The 17,319-nt window shown below is 53.0% G+C and carries 18 protein-coding genes; 8 read left to right on the forward strand and 10 right to left on the reverse strand.

Annotated features, from left to right (window positions below):
• Positions 1 to 190: 190 nt before the first annotated feature.
• Together msrB and GBAG_RS07555 are read left to right on the forward strand one after the other, a co-directional pair.
• The gene (msrB, locus tag GBAG_RS07550; protein ID WP_034494723.1) at positions 191 to 604 is read left to right on the forward strand and encodes a peptide-methionine (R)-S-oxide reductase MsrB; all 414 of its coding nucleotides are present in this window, start codon (positions 191 to 193) and stop codon (positions 602 to 604) included.
• Between the two features lie 42 nt (positions 605 to 646).
• Positions 647 to 922, forward strand: coding sequence for a YeaC family protein (locus GBAG_RS07555; protein WP_034494924.1), 276 nt, complete (start codon positions 647 to 649; stop codon positions 920 to 922).
• Positions 923 to 971: 49 nt separating this feature from the next.
• Here GBAG_RS07555 and chiD read toward each other — a convergent pair whose 3' ends face one another.
• The 4 genes from chiD to sppA all read right to left on the reverse strand — a co-directional run bounded on the left by chiD (position 972) and on the right by sppA (position 6,055).
• On the reverse strand, positions 972 to 2,243 hold the full coding sequence (chiD, locus tag GBAG_RS07560) for a chitinase ChiD (RefSeq protein ID WP_034494724.1): 1,272 nt from the start codon (positions 2,241 to 2,243) through the stop codon (positions 972 to 974).
• 204 nt (positions 2,244 to 2,447) lie between these two features.
• A complete protein-coding gene (gene pncA / locus GBAG_RS07565) occupies positions 2,448 to 3,077 on the reverse strand; it encodes a bifunctional nicotinamidase/pyrazinamidase (protein WP_034494725.1) in 630 nt (209 codons plus the stop codon).
• A 9-nt stretch (positions 3,078 to 3,086) separates the two neighbouring features.
• On the reverse strand, positions 3,087 to 4,103 hold the full coding sequence (gene ansA, locus GBAG_RS07570) for an asparaginase (protein ID WP_034494726.1): 1,017 nt from the start codon (positions 4,101 to 4,103) through the stop codon (positions 3,087 to 3,089).
• Between the two features lie 101 nt (positions 4,104 to 4,204).
• Positions 4,205 to 6,055, reverse strand: coding sequence for a signal peptide peptidase SppA (gene sppA / locus GBAG_RS07575; RefSeq protein ID WP_034494727.1), 1,851 nt, complete (start codon positions 6,053 to 6,055; stop codon positions 4,205 to 4,207).
• Between the two features lie 159 nt (positions 6,056 to 6,214).
• Here sppA and GBAG_RS07580 point away from each other — a divergent pair, with 159 nt between their 5' ends.
• From GBAG_RS07580 to GBAG_RS22050, 4 genes are all read left to right on the forward strand, one after another.
• Positions 6,215 to 6,766, forward strand: a complete 552-nt coding sequence (locus GBAG_RS07580; protein ID WP_034494728.1) for an NAD(P)H nitroreductase — start codon at positions 6,215 to 6,217, stop codon at positions 6,764 to 6,766.
• 118 nt (positions 6,767 to 6,884) lie between these two features.
• The gene (gene selD, locus GBAG_RS07585; protein WP_034494729.1) at positions 6,885 to 7,928 is read left to right on the forward strand and encodes a selenide, water dikinase SelD; all 1,044 of its coding nucleotides are present in this window, start codon (positions 6,885 to 6,887) and stop codon (positions 7,926 to 7,928) included.
• A 4-nt stretch (positions 7,929 to 7,932) separates the two neighbouring features.
• Positions 7,933 to 9,921 carry a DNA topoisomerase III gene (locus tag GBAG_RS07590; protein WP_034494731.1) on the forward strand — a complete coding sequence of 663 codons (1,989 nt, stop codon included), beginning with the start codon at positions 7,933 to 7,935 and terminating at the stop codon, positions 9,919 to 9,921.
• Positions 9,887 to 10,129, forward strand: coding sequence for a DUF1496 domain-containing protein (locus GBAG_RS22050; protein WP_410372809.1), 243 nt, complete (start codon positions 9,887 to 9,889; stop codon positions 10,127 to 10,129). Before GBAG_RS07590 ends, GBAG_RS22050 begins: the two co-directional genes overlap by 35 nt.
• Here the strand turns inward: GBAG_RS22050 and GBAG_RS07595 are convergent.
• Positions 10,089 to 10,502, reverse strand: a complete 414-nt coding sequence (locus GBAG_RS07595; RefSeq protein WP_072011155.1) for a pyrimidine (deoxy)nucleoside triphosphate diphosphatase — start codon at positions 10,500 to 10,502, stop codon at positions 10,089 to 10,091. The two genes, GBAG_RS22050 and GBAG_RS07595, sit on opposite strands and share 41 nt — an antisense overlap.
• 73 nt (positions 10,503 to 10,575) lie before the next feature.
• Here GBAG_RS07595 and GBAG_RS07600 point away from each other — a divergent pair, with 73 nt between their 5' ends.
• The gene (locus tag GBAG_RS07600) at positions 10,576 to 11,154 is read left to right on the forward strand and encodes a carboxymuconolactone decarboxylase family protein (RefSeq protein ID WP_034494734.1); all 579 of its coding nucleotides are present in this window, start codon (positions 10,576 to 10,578) and stop codon (positions 11,152 to 11,154) included.
• Positions 11,147 to 11,764 carry a CDP-alcohol phosphatidyltransferase family protein gene (locus tag GBAG_RS07605; protein ID WP_034494735.1) on the forward strand — a complete coding sequence of 206 codons (618 nt, stop codon included), beginning with the start codon at positions 11,147 to 11,149 and terminating at the stop codon, positions 11,762 to 11,764. The genes GBAG_RS07600 and GBAG_RS07605 overlap by 8 nt, the downstream gene beginning before the upstream one ends.
• A 102-nt stretch (positions 11,765 to 11,866) precedes the next feature.
• Here the strand turns inward: GBAG_RS07605 and GBAG_RS07610 are convergent, their stop codons facing one another.
• From GBAG_RS07610 to GBAG_RS07630, 5 genes are all read right to left on the reverse strand, one after another.
• The gene (locus GBAG_RS07610) at positions 11,867 to 13,162 is read right to left on the reverse strand and encodes a rhodanese-like domain-containing protein (RefSeq protein ID WP_034494736.1); all 1,296 of its coding nucleotides are present in this window, start codon (positions 13,160 to 13,162) and stop codon (positions 11,867 to 11,869) included.
• Positions 13,163 to 13,254: 92 nt separating this feature from the next.
• Complete coding sequence (locus GBAG_RS07615; RefSeq protein WP_034494738.1) at positions 13,255 to 13,893, reverse strand: ATP-binding cassette domain-containing protein; 639 nt, start codon at positions 13,891 to 13,893, stop codon at positions 13,255 to 13,257.
• A complete protein-coding gene (locus GBAG_RS07620) occupies positions 13,893 to 15,461 on the reverse strand; it encodes an ABC transporter permease (RefSeq protein WP_034494740.1) in 1,569 nt (522 codons plus the stop codon). The genes GBAG_RS07615 and GBAG_RS07620 overlap by 1 nt, the downstream gene beginning before the upstream one ends.
• Positions 15,458 to 16,633, reverse strand: coding sequence for an ABC transporter substrate-binding protein (locus GBAG_RS07625; protein WP_034494741.1), 1,176 nt, complete (start codon positions 16,631 to 16,633; stop codon positions 15,458 to 15,460). The genes GBAG_RS07620 and GBAG_RS07625 overlap by 4 nt, the downstream gene beginning before the upstream one ends.
• Positions 16,634 to 16,643: 10 nt before the next feature.
• Positions 16,644 to 17,303, reverse strand: coding sequence for a TVP38/TMEM64 family protein (locus GBAG_RS07630; RefSeq protein ID WP_034494743.1), 660 nt, complete (start codon positions 17,301 to 17,303; stop codon positions 16,644 to 16,646).
• Positions 17,304 to 17,319: the final 16 nt, after the last annotated feature.

Raw genomic sequence — 17,319 nt, forward strand, 5'->3', positions numbered from 1 at the left:
TTTATCCAAATGGGGACGATGCGAGGAATTTTAAAGATCAATTCCAACAAGAATGTGACGGCGATCACAATTGACGCTGCGTTAGAAATTCAGGGCTAAGTTTAGAACAAAAAAGAGCACGGCGTTGTTAATTTTTTGTTAGAATCATGCTGTTATCAGTTACAGTACCCACGGCACGAGATGTACGCATATGGCTAATCAATTACCTCCTGATTCATCTAAAAAAAACCTGTCTGAAATGCAGTTCTATGTCACGCAGAAACATGGCACTGAGCCACCGTTTTCTGGGCGTTTACTGCATAACAAACGTGATGGTGTCTATCATTGCCTGGTCTGTGATGCACCGCTCTTTATGTCAGAGTCCAAATATGACTCAGGCTGCGGCTGGCCTAGCTTCTACGAGCCAGTGAGCGACGACGCTATCCGCTATATCAAAGATTTTTCACATGGTATGGAACGTGTTGAGATCCGTTGCAGCAACTGTGAGGCGCATTTAGGGCATGTATTCCCCGACGGTCCGCAGCCTACCGGTGAGCGCTACTGCGTAAACTCAGCCTCGTTAAACTTCACTGATGATAAAAACGGTGAACAAACTGAAGGTTGAAAAATCGATTCAGCAAATTATTCCACAGGAACTTGCCGCATGATGAACCTGGACGAAATGTTAGACACAATGACACCGGAAGTTTATCAACGTCTGGTGACCGCTGTTGAGCTGGGAAAATGGCCTGACGGTGTGGCGCTGACTCCTGACCAAAAAGAGAACAGCCTGCAACTGGTGATGATGTGGCAGACGCGCCACAACACTGACCCGCAACATATGACCATTGGCACCGATGGCAATATCGTGATGAAGAGTAAGCAGCAACTTAAAGCAGAGTTTGGCATTGAGCCTGCACCGATTGTGACAGTGAAGCTCTGAATTTGAAAAGGCGGGTAACATTGCGTTGCCCGCCATACACGCTGATTTATTAATGCTCGGTTTTAATGCCTAAATCTTTGGCTAACTCTTTCGCCAGTTTATTGTTGTCATCCGCGCCGTACTCCCAGAACATTGCACCGCCTAATCCTTTCGCTTTGATGTACTCCGCCTTGATTGCCACAGAACGTGGGTTCTCATACGAAATAGCGAACAGATCTTTGCCTTCAGCAGACTTAATGGTCAGATACGGAACATGCGCATCGTTATCCCAGTTTTCCGTAAAGCGCTTTTGGGGATCGTTAAGCAGTTTGCTGACAATATCGTTGTATTTCATATAACTGTCTTTAGTCAGGTCAACGCCCATAGACATAAACAAGGCTTTCTCGGCATCGCCGAAATAGGGCTGTGTCACCGGGTTTTTGGCGGCGTCTGGTTTATCCCAATCAATGCCTGGTTCGGTTGCACGTTTAGGGATTCGCCCGTAGAAGCCAATTCCCAGGTTCATCTGCGCAGGTTTCAAACCGGCTTTAATGTAGTTATCAACGACAAAGTTAACGTTGTAGTTATCTGCGGCGGCCACGGTTGGCCAGGTTTTTGAATCATAAAGATTGGCGTTAAAATATTGCGTGCCATACGCCATGTCGTAGGTCATCAGATTGATGTAATCCAGCGCTGGCGCAATGGCTTTTACATCCACCCACTCGGTTGGACTTTTCACGTTAGCGCCCACGGCGATGGTCAGGAGTTTTTCTTTACCTAACGCGGCCCGCAGTTCGTTGAGTAGCGCAGTGAAGTTCGCTTTATCCTCCGGCAGGCTATTCACCAAACCCCACGCCCCATTCACCGGATACTCCCAGTCAAGATCGATGCCATCCAGCCCGTAGCGTTTAATCACTTCCTGCGCCGAGCGGATAAATATCGCACGGTTTTCTGGTGTCGCCGCAGCACCTGAGAAGCCACGCGCGCCCCAACCGCCAACCGATAGCAGCACTTTCAGGGAAGGGTTCTGTTTACGCAGATCGGGGATCTTTTCCAGATCGGCCATCACTTTCGGTGACAGCCAAATCTGATGCAGTTTCGACGCATCCTTCAGGGCAGGGTTTGTTTCGTCTTTTTCATCGTTATAAATCAGACCGAACGAATAGTTGAGGTGCGTTATCTGGCGCACATCGAGTTTATCTATATCGCCGCCCGGTCCGGCTGTGACGTCGCCTCCACCGTTGAAATAACCGACTGAGAGGTAAGAGCTTGCCTGAGCCACACCGGCACAAGCGATCTGTATCACTGCCAGTAACGGCAGCAGTTTACGCGTGAAGACCATAGGGTAGTTCCTCTTTGACGAGCAAGCCTTCAGTAACCAGAGGGAACGGAAGGCAAAATAAACGCAGCTAAGTTGCTGCATTAATAAACAAATTCATTATGAGAGCGCTCTCAGAAATGAGCGAGCAATAAAAGTTAAGAATGAGAGCGGAATCGAATAAAGAAAGGAGGGCGCTTTCACGCCCTGGGGAGCCGGGTCAGTAATTTAGTAAGTAAAATCAGCCAGTGTCATTAGCGTTGCGCCAGCGGCAGACATATCCTGGTACGCTCGCAGACCATCCTGAGGATGCAGATTCACCGCGCGGCAGCCATCTGTAATCACTGTGACTTCATAACCGAGCGACAGGGCGTCGAGCACGGTGAACTTCACGCAATAGTCCGTCGCCAGGCCAATTACCACGAGCTGTTTAATCTCATTGCGGTAGAGCCAGTCATCGAGCTGAGTTTTCTGACGATGCCCGTTATCGAAAAACGCGCTGTAGCTATCAATCTGCGGGTTTTCACCTTTTTGAAAAACAGCCTCTATTTCATGAGTATTGAGCAAAGGATGGAGCTTTGCCCCTTCGCTGTCCTGCACGCAATGATCCGGCCACCAGGTTTGGCGAAGTCCATCGAGTTTCCCCTGTGAAAACGGTTCGGTTCGCTGAACGCTGGCAAAACTCCCATGATTGGCGGGGTGCCAGTCCTGGGTTGCAACCACGACATCACCCTTTGCTTTGCAGTAGCTTATCAAGGTGTTAGCGAGATCAATCGTGCTATCACCTTCCGGGACTGCGAGTGCGCCACCGGCACAAAAATCATTTTGTAAATCAACCAATAACAAAGCACGTTTCATGGTTTCTCCTTACTCATCTGGAGTGAGTTCGCCACGTAAGTTAAGCGACATCGCTTCGCGTATGGCCTGCACGTCGAGATTCTGGCTAAGCAAATAATGAAGTTTAGTCAGCGTGGCCTCTACCGTCATATCATAGCCACTGATAACGCCTGCCTGAGCCAGCGCATTACCTGTGGCATAACCCCCCATATTCACTTTCCCGGACATACATTGCGTGAGATTTACCACCACAATGCCGCGTGAAGAGGCTTCTTGTAACTCCTTGAGGAACGCGCCGTGCTGTGGCGCATTGCCCACGCCATAGGAACGCAATATCAACGCTTTTACCGGCTGGCGTAAGAAGTTACCGACCACATCTGCCGAAATGCCCGGATAAATCGTTACCACGCCAATCGGCTGCGGTGTAATCGGGTGAACGATCAGTTCTCCTTCACCGTGCGGCGCAGGTGGCGTATTCAGGCGGCGAATGTGAATTCCCGCTTCAAGCAACGGTGCCAAATTGGGTGAGGCAAAAGCATCGAAACCGTCAGCGTGCGCTTTGGTGGTGCGGTTGCCGCGATACAGACGATTATTAAAGAACAATGTGACTTCATTAATCGGGAAATTTGCCGCCACATATAAAGAGTTGAGCAGGTTAATCTGCCCATCCGAGCGCAATTCAGCTAATGGGATCTGTGAGCCGGTCACAATCACGGGCTTGCTGAGATTTTCCAGCATGAACGACAGCGCTGAGGCGGTGAATGCCATCGTGTCAGTGCCGTGCAAAATCACGAAACCGTCGTATTCGTCGTAATGCGCTTTGATGTCATCGGCGATGTGCTGCCAGTCCTCGGGGGTCATATCCGAGGAGTCCATCAGCGGCTGATATTCATGAATGGTGAAATCAGGCATTTCCTGGCGGTGGAATTCTGGCATCAACGCCAACTGGCGTTGCAGGTGCCCGGAAACGGGAATGTAACCGTGTTCAGATCGTTGCATACCGATAGTACCGCCGGTATAGGCAACGTAGATGGATTTCTTTTGCATGGAATGGTTTCACATCAGCAATATAGGGCGGGTAAACGAAGTGTCACCCGCCTTAAAAAGCGGTGGACGGCGCGACGCTCATCCACCCGGGAAGTTATGAATTATCGCACATCGCCACAAGTGAGGCAGAAAGCGTAACGGTTTTGCGGGTCATTCATGGTGCCAAACTTATCGTTTTGCGCTTTAACGGCTAACGCAGCATCAGCCAGCGGCGCGGGCAAATATGCCTGCAACGCTTGCGGCAACATGGCGCGCACGGAACCGCTCATGCTATCGAACACCATATCGATAAAGCTCGGGTCATCCTGCCAGAAATCCAGGTGCCATGTTTTCAGCTTCGCCAGTTCTGCCGCTTTCGCTACGGCATCATCGAAATCACCGAGGCTATCGACCAGACCGTTCGCTTTTGCATCCTGGCCGGTCCAGACATGACCTTGTGCGATGGCATCAATTTGCTCTGGAGTCTTCTTACGCGAATCCGCCACCAGATTAACAAAGCGCTTATAGCCATTTTCGATGGTCAACTGCATCATCTGCTGAACTTCCGGTGGTAACGATTTCGTCACCGCCACATCCGCTAATGGCGAAGTTGCCACGCCATCGGTATGAACGCCAATCGAATCAAGACTATTTTCAACGGTATTGATCACGCCAAAAATACCAATCGAGCCGGTCAGGGTGTTCGGGCTGGCGACGATATAATTGGCTGGAGTTGAAATCCAGTAGCCGCCTGATGCTGCCATTCCGCCCATCGAAACCACGAGAGGTTTGCCCGCCGCACGCGCGGCTTCCAGTTCATCACGAATCACTTCTGACGCCGTAACGCTGCCGCCAGGGCTGTTAACACGCAGCACAATTGCCTTCACTTTAGGGTCAAGACGCGCTTCGCGAATTTGCATTGCAGTGGTATCACCGCCTACCTGGCCTGGCGTTTCTTCACCATCCATAATTGCGCCATTGGCGATGATGACAGCAATGGCATCGCCGGTATCAGCCGGTTTTTTCACCACGTAGTCATACATACTGGTGTAGCTGAAATCTTTGTTTTCTTTGTTCCAGCCAAACTGTTTCACCATGGCTTTATCCATGGTGGCGCTGCTGGCCAGTTCATCTACCAGCTTGTTATCCAGCGCGTATTTTGCTGTATCACCACCGAGTTTTTGCAGGCTATCAAGCAGACCTTGCGCACCAGGGAATACCTGAGCAGGCGTTATCTGGCGGTTAGCGGCAATCGTTGCGAGATAGTTTTGCCACAGCTCACCAATCCAGCGGCTATCGGCTTCACGCGCAGCAGGGGACATATCGTCACGAATATACGGTTCCACGGCAGACTTATAGGTGCCGACGCGGAAGATGTGCGTGGAGACTTTCAGCTTATCCAGCAGCGTTTTGTAATACAGGGAGTTTGTTGCAAAACCGTGTAAATCCACCATGCCTTGCGGTGAGAGCCAGATTTTATTGGCGAAACTTGCCAGGTAATATTGCCCCTGGTTATAGCTGTCACCCACGGCGTAAACCGGTTTGCCGCTGTCGCGGAATTCACGCAGTGCTTTGCCGATATATTGCATCGAAGGCTGATCACCACCCGCGAACTCTTTTAAGTCCAGCACAATCCCGGTGATGTTGCGGTCATCTTTAGCCTGGCGAATGGTATCGACCACATCAAACAGCGAGTTTTCCTGCAAGCGGTCAGAACTGGCACCCAGCAACTGGCGGCCAATCACGCCCAGCTTATTACTTACCGAAGGTTTATCGACAACCACACCGGTAATATCCAGCAGCAACGCACCCCGTGCAGGTTCGGCAGGGGCGCTGTTAAGCTGCATCCAGATGCCAACGCCGACCAGAACCAACAGCACTAAAAACAGGTTGAGAATAAACTCTCGAATAAAGTTAAGCAGACGCCAGGTCCACTTAAAAAAACCGGCAACAAATCGCCCAATGGTGCGCATGAATACTCCGTTATTTCTGGCAAGCTGCGTGTGACAGCCAAAGTTACCGCTATCCTAAATACCTCCAGGGCGAAAGTCAGTAGGAAATCTGCCCTGCGCTGTAACAAATTCACCTGCTGTGTTAGTTTTGCCGTTAAAAATCATGACAGGAGTTTTCAAATGGATGCACTCGAACTACTACTTAACCGTCGCAGCGCTTCCCGCCTGGTAGAACCTGCTCCCGCAGGCGATGTCCTGGATAACATTATTCGTGCGGGTATGCGTGCCCCGGACCACGGGACATTACAGCCGTGGCGTTTCACCGTCATCGAAGGCGAAGGGCGTGAGCGCTTTAGCAAAGTGATGGAACAGGCTGCCATCGCTGAAGAGCAAGACGAAAAGGGCATTGAAAAAGCGCGCACCGCTCCGTTCCGCGCACCAATGATTATCGCGGTCGTCGCGCATTGCGATGACAATCACAAAGTCCCGGTCTGGGAGCAGGTGGTCTCTGCGGGTTGCGCCGTTATGGCGATGCAGATGGCGGCAGTGGCGCAGGGTTACAACGGAATCTGGCGCACAGGAATCTGGACTGAAAGTGAAGCCGTGCGTGACGCACTTAAGTGCCGTGAGCAAGACGAAGTGGTGGGTTTCCTCTATCTGGGAACGCCGCAGCTTAAAGCGTCTACCACCGTCAGCGTGCCGGACATCGCTCCATTTGTGCACAGATTCTAAGCAATCACGCAAAAGCTGTCTGGATTGTGACCAGCAATGGCGCAATTCAGACACTGATACTTACTACTCCCTGGCCGAAGAGTTACCATAGCGGCATTGCCAATGACAGGAGTAGTCCATGAGTGAGCAAACCGTTCGTTTGACGCAGTACAGCCACGGAGCTGGTTGCGGCTGCAAAATTTCCCCGAAAGTCCTGCAAACTATTCTGCAATCCGAGCAGGCTAAATTTGTCGACCCTAACTTACTGGTAGGAAACGAAACCAGTGATGACGCGGCGGTATACGATCTGGGCAACGGCACTTGTGTCATCAGCACCACCGACTTCTTTATGCCGATCGTCGACGATCCTTTCGATTTTGGGCGCATTGCTGCCACCAACGCGATCAGTGATATCTATGCGATGGGCGGCAAACCTATTATGGCTATCGCCATTCTTGGCTGGCCGATTAACACCCTGGCACCAGAAATCGCGCGTAAAGTCATTGAAGGTGGGCGTTTTGTATGCCAGCAGGCCGGAATTTCTCTGGCCGGTGGTCACTCCATTGACGCACCAGAGCCTATTTTTGGCCTCGCCGTGACCGGGATTGTGCCTACCGACCGCGTGAAGAAAAACAGCTCGGCCACCGCAGGTTGCAAACTGTTCCTCACTAAGCCGCTCGGTATTGGTGTGCTGACCACCGCTGAGAAAAAATCCCTGCTTAAACCCGAACACTACGGCCTGGCCGCAGAAGTCATGTGCCAACTCAACAAACCTGGCGCTGAATTTGCCGATATCGAAGGCGTCACCGCCATGACGGATGTCACCGGTTTTGGTCTGCTCGGTCATCTCAGCGAAATGTGCCAGGGCGCAGGCATTCAGGCCGAAGTCTGGTTCGATAAAGTCCCTAAATTACCGAGTGTCGAAGACTACATCGCACAGGGCTGCGTGCCAGGCGGTACTTCGCGCAACTTTGCCAGCTACGGATATCTGATGGGTGAAATGACCCAGGCGCAGCGTGATTTGCTCTGTGACCCGCAAACTTCAGGCGGCTTGCTGCTGGCCGTTGAAGAGAGCGCAGAAGCTGCCGTTGCCGCCGTCGCCGAAAAAAATGGCATCAAACTGACCGCGATTGGCGAGCTAAAAACCGCACGCGCGGGCCGCCCGATGATTGAGATTCGTTAGTCGGATGCGTTTGTTTATTGCCGAAAAACCGAGTCTCGCTCGCGCTATTGCTGACGTGCTACCCAAGCCCCATCGCCGTGGCGATGGGTTCATTGAGTGTGGTAATGGGCAAGTCGTGACCTGGTGTATCGGTCACTTGCTGGAACAGGCTCAGCCAGATGCATACGATGCGCGTTATGCCCGCTGGAACCTTGCCGATCTGCCGATTGTGCCGGAAAAGTGGCGCTTGCAGCCGCGCCCGTCGGTCACTAAACAGCTTAACGCCATCAAAAAACTCCTCGTCCAGGCTGACGAAGTGGTTCATGCAGGTGACCCGGATCGCGAAGGGCAACTGCTGGTGGACGAAGTTCTCGACTACCTGGAACTGGCACCGCAAAAGCGTCAGCAAGTTCAACGCTGCCTGATAAACGATCTCAACCCGCAGGCGGTAGAACGCGCTATAAGTCGCTTACGTGCGAACAGTGAATTTATTCCGCTGTGTGTTTCAGCCCTGGCTCGCGCCCGTGCCGACTGGCTTTACGGCATCAACATGACCCGCGCTTACACCATTCTTGGGCGTAATGCGGGTTATCAGGGGGTGCTCTCCGTCGGGCGCGTGCAAACGCCGGTACTCGGTCTGGTGGTGCGTCGCGACGAAGAAATTGAGAATTTCGTCGCTAAAGATTTCTTCGAAGTCAAAGCGCACATCGTTACACCTGCCGATGAACGTTTTGTCGCAACGTGGCAACCAAGCGAATCTTGCGAACCGTATCAGGACGAAGAAGGGCGCTTGCTGCATCGCCCGCTGGCTGAACATGTGGTGAACCGTATCGGCGGGCAACCGGCGATAGTCACTGCCTATAATGATAAACGGGAATCAGAAGTCGCCCCGCTGCCGTTTTCGCTCTCCAGTCTGCAAATCGAGGCGGCTAAACGTTTTGGGCTAAGTGCGCAGAACGTGCTGGATATTTGCCAGAAATTGTACGAAACCCACAAACTTATCACTTACCCGCGCTCGGATAGCCGTTACTTACCGGATGAACATTTTGCCGGGCGTCACGCGGTACTGAATGCGATTAGCATCCACCAGCCTGATTTATTCCCGCAGCCTGCGCTGAATACCGATCTGCGCAACCGCTGTTGGGATGACAAAAAAGTTGATGCTCACCACGCGATTATCCCGACCGCGCGTAGCTCCAAAATTTCGCTTTCTGAAAATGAATCTAAAGTTTACAACCTGATCGCCCGACAATACTTAATGCAGTTCTGTGCCGATGCGGTGTTCCGCAAATGCACCATCGATCTTGATATTGCTGGCGGTAAATTTAACGCCAAAGCCCGTTTCCTGGCTGAAGCTGGCTGGCGCACGCTGTTGGGCGGCAAAGAGCGCGATGAAGAAAACGATGGTACGCCGCTGCCGGTGGTTGCCAAAGGTGATGAATTGCTGTGTGAAAAAGGTGAGGTGATTGAACGCCAGACCCAACCGCCACGCCATTTCACCGATGCAACGCTGCTTTCGGCAATGACCGGGATTGCCCGCTTCGTGCAGGATAAAGATCTGAAAAAGATCCTACGTGCAACGGACGGATTAGGCACAGAAGCGACTCGCGCCGGCATCATCGAGCTGCTGTTTAAACGAACCTTCCTGGTGAAAAAAGGGCGCTATATTCACTCATCTGATGCGGGGCGCGCGTTAATTCATTCTCTGCCAGAACTGGCTGCAAGGCCGGATATGACGGCACAGTGGGAATCGACGCTGACACAAATCAGTGAAAAACAGTGCCGTTATCAGGATTTCATGCAGCCGCTGGTGCAAACGTTATATGACCTTATTCACCAGGCGCGAACCAAGCCGGTTCATCATGCCTTTAAAGGCGTCAAAGCGCCTGACGAGCAGAAAAAACCGCGCAAGCAATGGGCGAAAAAAGAGGGAAGTGAAGATGCGACTAAAAAGCCAGCTCGCCGCCGCCGTGGCGCTGATGATAAGCCTGCCGGGGATGGCGCAGCGTCTTGATCCCCAGATAGATATTTCCGTGCCGCCGGAAGTGTTCAGCACGCAGGGGCAAAGAGCTGCACCGTGCAGCCAGTGTTGTATCTATCAGGATCAAAATTACACCGAAGGGGCGGTTGTGAAAGCCGATGGCGGAATTTTGTTGCAATGCCAGCGCGACGAAAAGACGCTTAGTACAAATCCTTTAGTCTGGCGGCGTGTAAAACCATAAACGCTTCCAGCAAGGGAATATCTGCCGGGGCAAGGTTGTACTCAAATGCCCCGGCCGGTAAACACCAGGCCAGTTCACTGTGGCAAAGTGCCGTTAATTCGCCGCTAAACTCACTGACATGCCAGGCGTGCAGATGAATAATTCGCCCGGAAACTTCCCGCCGATGACTGGCAACGTAATGCCCAACCACCGCGTTAATCGCCAGCTCTTCTTCTAACTCCCGCGCCAGGGCTTCAGGTTGTGATTCACCCGCGTCGACTTTGCCGCCGGGAAATTCCCACAAACCCGCCTGATCGCCATCTTCCGGGCGTCGGGCGAGTAAAATCTTACCGTTACGCTCAATAATTGCCGCAACGACATCAATGGTTTTCATGATACTCATCCGCTCTTTCCCCATGGGCGTGGCATAATACGCGCCATCAAAGGTTTTCTGAAGATTTTCCCGAATGACGAATAAAAAAAGCGCTCCCTGGGTGGCTCCGCTTGAAAAATTGCCTGCCAGTTTACGGCCCATTGTTTCGATGCAACAAAAGCATTTCGGCTCGGTGCTAAACCCAACGCGATGGTGGGGGCGCTTTCCGTTTTTATTCTGGCTGGTGGCATTGTTCGTGGGCTTTCTCGAAAGACGGCGGGCGAAAATCGACCCGGTGGTGCGCTCCCTGGTGATGACGCGTGTTTCCCAACAATGCTGCTGCGAATTTTGCATTGATGCCAATAGCTTGCGGCTGGCAGAGCGTAGCGGTTCGATGGATAAAGTCCTGGCCGTCGCGAACTGGCGCGACGAGACGCTGTTCACCGCCAAAGAACAAGCGGCACTCGCTTATGCTGATGCGATGACAGCGACGCCTCCGCAAATCAGTGATGCGCTAAAAGCCGAACTGAAAACCCATTATGATGACAAAGCCATCACCGAATTAACCGCATTGATTGCCTTCCAGAATCTCTCCGCCCGCTTTAATGCCGCACTGGATATTCCGGCGCAAGGGCTATGCGTCAGCGCAACCGGGAAACAGCCTCATGTTTGATAGTTACCTCCATCCACGGATTAAACCGTCACTGGAACGTGCTGCGGCGACGCTGGATAAACCGTCTATCTCCCCCGATGGGCTGACGCTAATTGGCTTTGCCATCGGAGTGCTGGCGCTGCCGTTTTTAGCGCTGCAATGGTATGGCGCGGCCCTGGTTGCGATAGTGTTGAACCGGCTGTTTGATGGTTTAGATGGCGCGCTGGCGCGGCGGCGCGGCCTGACCGATGCCGGGGGGTTTCTCGATATTTCGTTAGATTTTTTGTTTTACGCCCTGGTGCCATTTGGTTTTATTCTCGCCGACCCGGCGCAAAATGCATTAGCCGGTGGCTGGCTCCTGTTTGCGTTTATCGGGACCGGCAGCAGTTTCCTGGCATTTGCTGCGGTGGCGCAAAAGCATCAGCTTGATAATCCCGGCTACGCGCACAAATCGTTTTACTATCTCGGTGGCTTGACGGAAGGCACGGAAACTATCGCGCTCTTTGTCCTGAGTTGCCTGTTCCCGCAGTGGTTTGTCTGGTTTGCGTGGGTGTTTGGTGCGCTGTGCTGGATGACGACATTTACGCGAGTGTGGAGTGGATATGAGACGTTAAAGCGCGTGGGTGGTTGAAGAACAGCCCTCACCCTAACCCTCTGCCTCAGGAGAGGGGATAGACCGGTTTCTCCCTCTCCTGAGGGAGAGGGGCGGGGTGAGGGGAAAACTTAAAACATCTTACAGAGGCTTACGCTCCCCAGTCGCCACCGGGTTCTTCGGATTACTGCTCCACTCATACCAGCCGCCATCGTACACGCCAACATTCTGCCAGCCCATCGCACGGGCATACATGAAGGTTTCAGACGCGCGCCAGCCGGTGCCGCAATAAAACGCAACGTGCTGATCCGGCGTAATGTTCCAGCTTTTCCACATCGCGGCGATATCATCAGCCGAACGCATAGTGCCATCTGGATTATGGAAATCTTCCATATGCGTGGAGTCGGAACCCGCGTGGCCCCAACGCGCCCCGGCAATTTCACCTTTTGGTTTAATGTAGCTATAGCCGCTGGTGATGCCGATAAATTCCGGCCAGGAACGGATGCTCACTAAAGACGCGTCTTTACGACCTAACAGGCCGCGAGCCTGCTCGGTGTCGAGCATCAGTTGTGGCTGGCCTGGAATGGTTGCGCCGAAATCAGGTGCGGGTTTCACATCGTTTGGCAAGCCACGCTCGACCGGCAATTTGGCATCAGACCAACTCTGCCAGCCGCCATCGAGCAAACGCACATCTTTCACGCCTGCATACAGCAGAATTTGTGCGACACGTGCCGCAGCGTAGACATCACGCCCGTACATAATCACGGTGGTATCGTGACGAATGCCGTGTTTTGCGATCAATGCTTTCAGCTTGTCGTCAGAAACTTTGTTCCATAACGGCTCGCTTTCGATGTCATTGGTATCAATGTAATCCGCACCTGGAATGTGACTCAGCAGGTATTGCTTTGGCGCGCCCCAGGCGGCTTCAATGATTTTCACTTCACCCGCTGGTTTTGCCACGACAGCTTTATTCTGCATCAGATTGTGCAGCCACTGCGGGTAAACCAACTGCTCGAAGTGAGCCATTTTCTGCAAACGAGCGGGTTGCTGGAGAGCATCAGAAAGCAGTGCAACATGCTGATAGCCCAGCTTAGACAAGCGTGTTTTCACCGCTTTTGTCTCATCATCATTGCCATACAGAGCAATCAGACTGTCAGGTTTAATCGCGTGCTGTTTTGCCCACAATTGCAGTTGCTCATCATTCATCATGTCTAACCAACTGGCCGATAAATTCAGAGCGGCAGGCTCATGGCCACCGACGCTGGAAATGGTTTGTGGCCAGCCGTTATAAAAGGCACTTAGACGTGTATCAATAACCACGCCGTGCTGCGCTTGAAGAGTGGATAAAGTCATCTGGGATGGCATATCTGCCGCGGTTGCCATGTGCGCCAACCCGGATAACATCAAGGCGGCGGTTAGTTGAGAAACACGTTTCATCTTATAACCTGAAAGAGAGAAAAAAAGAGCCGCTATTTTTGCCTAATAGCGACGGCTATTCTTTGCGGTAACGCATGAATATGTATGACGAATTAGCTGGGGGAACTATTGATCGTGATTATTTTTCCGCCGACGGGAATATCCTGCGGGTCATGGGTGACCAGCACCACCGGAATGTCCATTTGCTCGACTTGTTGCCAGACAAACTGGCGAAATTGCTCACGCAAGGTCTGATCTAAACGTGAAAAAGGTTCGTCGAGCAGCAGCGCTTCTGGTTTTGCCAGCAACGCCCGCAGCACGCTAATGCGCGCACGTTCCCCACCGGAAAGCGTTGCCGGGTCGCGCCGGGCAAAGTTCGCGAGTTGCGCGTTTGCCAGCGCTTCTTCAACGCAATGCTGGCGCAGCTTACGATCTTTGATCGCCTCAGGAATCGCCATCGCCAGGTTCTGCCCCACGTTCAGATGAGCAAACAGCAAGGCATCCTGAAACAGAATGCCCATGTTTCGCCGTTCAGTGGGTAAAGTATCGCGGCGTTTTTGGTTAAGCCAAAGCTCACCTGACACGCGAAATTCAGCCGACAATGCGCCAATCATCCAGCTTAAAAACGTTGATTTCCCCGCGCCCGACGGCCCCATTAGCGTCAGCACTTCGCCAGGAGAAACGGTAAAATTCAGCTCATTAATCAGCGAGCGCGATGCGTTAGAAATCGAACAGTTCTGAACATTGAGCATCAGCGTAACCCTTGTCGATAATGGCTTACCAGGCGGCTAACCTGGAGTGTAGCGATAAACATCATTGCCGGAAGCAGCATTTGCAGCAACGCCTGAATCGCCTGCTGCTGTGGGTCGCCGCCGCTGCTTAAGGCCACCGCCTGTGTGGTGACGGTGGAAAAACGCCCGGCGCCAGCATAGAGCGTGGGTAAATACTGCGCGACGCTGACTGAGAACCCAACGGCAAAAGCGGCCAGCAGCGGGCGAACTAAAATCGGCAGTTTAACCCGGCATAAAATCTTCCATCTCGACCAGCCAAAAGTCTGCGCGGTGATAAGCAACCGCCTGTCAAACTGCTGCCAGGCGGGGCGTGCCACTAATAACATATACGGCACCACCCACAGCAAATGACTCCAGATAACACCGGGCCAATTGCCGTCTTGATCAAGCACTAACAACATTCGGTATTGCCCGGCGACCAGCGGCAGCGCGGGTAAAAACAACGGTAGAACCAGCCACATATCAAAGCGCGAGTTGCCACCTTCCAGCCAAAGAATAACCACCAGAAAACCGAGTAAGCTACTCGCCAGCGCGATTATTAGTGTGGTGGTTAACGATGATAACTCAGCGGTTTGCCAGCCAGAAAACGCAAGTCCATCGGGAAATAGCGAAGGGTAGAACCAGCCGTCGGCGAATGACCAAACTACCAGCATTGCGATGGCCGCCATGCCCGTTGCGCTCATCATAAAACCGGCACCCGACGCCAGCGGCTGAATACCAGATTGATGGCGCCTGCCGGAAAACTGCCCTAAAGCGCGGCGAATGAACATCCAGAGTCCGTAGCCAACGACAATAAAAACGATCAACATCACCAGCATCAGCAGGGACGTTAACATCCCCATTGCCACGCGCTGCGGGTCGGCATCGTTAAGCCACTGCCAGGCAAGAACCGCGAGCGTTGGCGGGTTTGCCGGGCCAAGAATCATCGCGACATCAACCACCGAAAGGCTGTAGGCCACAACCGCTAATAACGCCCACTTCAGGCGCGGCAAAAGCTGCGGAACTATAACCCGAATGCGGCTTTGCAGCGGGCCGTAACCCAGGCTTTGCGCCACGGTGAGTTGTTGGGACAGCGTCGTGTGGGGGAGCTGCGTGCTGGCAATCCATAACAAAAACCAGCTCTCTTTGAACGCCAGCAATATGCCCAGCCCTACACCGAATTCATCAAGATGAAATGACACTCCACACAATCGTGCCAGCCAGCCGTTATCGGCAAACAGCAACAGAAAACCGCTGGCGAAGGCAACGTGAGGCAAGGCTAACAGGAGCGGCAGTTGCGCGGTGTAACGTTGCCAGCGAACGCCAGGCCAAAGCCCGCAAAGCAGAAGCAAACACAGTGCCAGCGCCCCCAGGACGCTAATCAGGGTTGAATTTAGCGTCGCCAGCAGCGCCTGCGGCCATTGGTTATCCGTCCACAACGCCTGCCATATTTCGGGCATCAGCAGCGGCTTTGTCATCATAGCTAAACCCGGTAGCAGCGGTGCAAAAACGCACGCCACAGCAAGGATTGCTAAGAGACGATGGCTCATTTAGCCCCGTAACGCTGCAACCACTCTTTTTCCAGAGCCTCTACCCAGGCGGCATGCGGTTCAGCCAGGTAAGGCACGCTTTGCTGGTGGACCGGTTTTTGAGCATCAAGTTGCTCACGCAACGGTTGTGGCAGTGTCGAGCTATCAAGCACCGTCGCATCGCCCCAGATTGCCGGGTTGGCTTTCCTAATTTGCGCCTCTGGCGACATCAGGAAGTTAGCCAGCACTTGGGCGCCCGCCTGCGCATTAGCATTAGCTGGGATCGTCACAAAATGGACGTTACCCAACATGCCTTGCTCAAATCCAAATGCCTGGGCTGTTTTCGGCAGTTGTTTACGGTCGATTAAATTGTCGACATGCGAGGGGTTGAACGTCACGGAGAACAGCAGTTCGCCGTCGGCCAGCATGCGGTCCATGCGGGCAGGCGTTGGCGGGAACGTTTTGCCCTCACGCCATAACAGCGGATGCAGCTTATCCAGGTAATCCCACAGCGGAGCCGTCACCTGCTGGAAAGTCGCTGCGTCGGGCGGGGTACGCAACGCTTGCCGATCGCGAGTCAGCACAATGAATAGCTGTTCGATAAACGCGGTGCCGGTGAAATCGGGCGGGCGAGGGTAACTCAGTTTACCCGGGTGCGCTTTGGCAAATGCCAGCAGTTCATCAGCGCTGCGCGGGAATTTAACGTTGGGTTGCACATTGCCAATGAGCATTAACTGCGCGCTGCCCCACGGCGCTTCGGCTCCGTCAGTCGGTTGTGAGAAATCTTCGCGCACGGGTTTATTCTGATCGACGTAGCGCCAGTTGGGCAACGCCCACGCCCAGCCTTCTTTCAGTAATCCAGCCTGTTTCAGGGTGCGGAAGTTTTCGCCATTCACCCACAGTAAATCGACCGAACCCCTGGTTTTGCGCCCGGCTGCATCTTCGCTCTGAATACGCTTTACCGCATCAGCAGCATCGGCAAGGCGCACCACTTTTACCGTCACGCCGTACTGCTGTTTCATTTCACCGGCAACCCAGTCGAGATAACTGTTTACCGCCGGGTCACCGCCCCAGGCGTTGAAATAAACGGTCTGGCCATTGGCTTGCTGACGCAGACTGTTCCAGTTGTCAGGCTGTGCAAAGGCCGCAAAGCTGACCGCAACCAGCGACAGCAAAAGAGTTAAAAGACGCAAAATGGGATCCTTATGATTTTCGGAGCAGGCGGACTATCCGGCTTGAAACCAGCGGCAATAAACCCAGTAAAATAAACATCAGCATCATGCCGGGGGAAAGAATATCGCTCAGGGTTCTAAGCTGGCTCAGTTCGCGTCCGGCGTTGAGATAAACCACAATCGCTGGCAGCATCCCGACAAGGCTAACGGCAAAATAACGCAGAGTGTTGACCGACGTCAGGCCCATCAGCAAATTGATCAAAAAGAACGGGAAAACCGGCGTCAGACGTAAAGCAAAAAGATAGTACAAACCTTCGCGTTCCATCCCACGATTTATGGCCGACATGGGAGCCGCAAAACGTTGCTGTACCCACTGACGCAGCAGATAACGGCTAATCAGCATGGCAAGTGTTGCGCCACAGGTCGCCGCCAAAGCAACCAGAACCGTGCCCTGAATCAAACCAAATTGCGAGCCAGCCAGCAGCGTTAACAGCGTGGCACCGGGAATCGAAAGTGTGGTGACCAGGAGATAAATCACGAAGAAGGCAAACGCTGTTTGCAGCGGATGCTGATGATGCCAGGCAGAGAATTGCGCTTGATAGTGTTGCAGGGCCGCCAGACTTCCCGGCGGCAAATAGATGATGAGGAGAACGAAAACCACAACCAGCGTGGCAAACAGTAACTTACGCATGGGATGTGGTGTTCTT

This window comes from Buttiauxella agrestis ATCC 33320 (assembly GCF_000735355.1).
Classification (GTDB): domain Bacteria; phylum Pseudomonadota; class Gammaproteobacteria; order Enterobacterales; family Enterobacteriaceae; genus Buttiauxella; species Buttiauxella agrestis.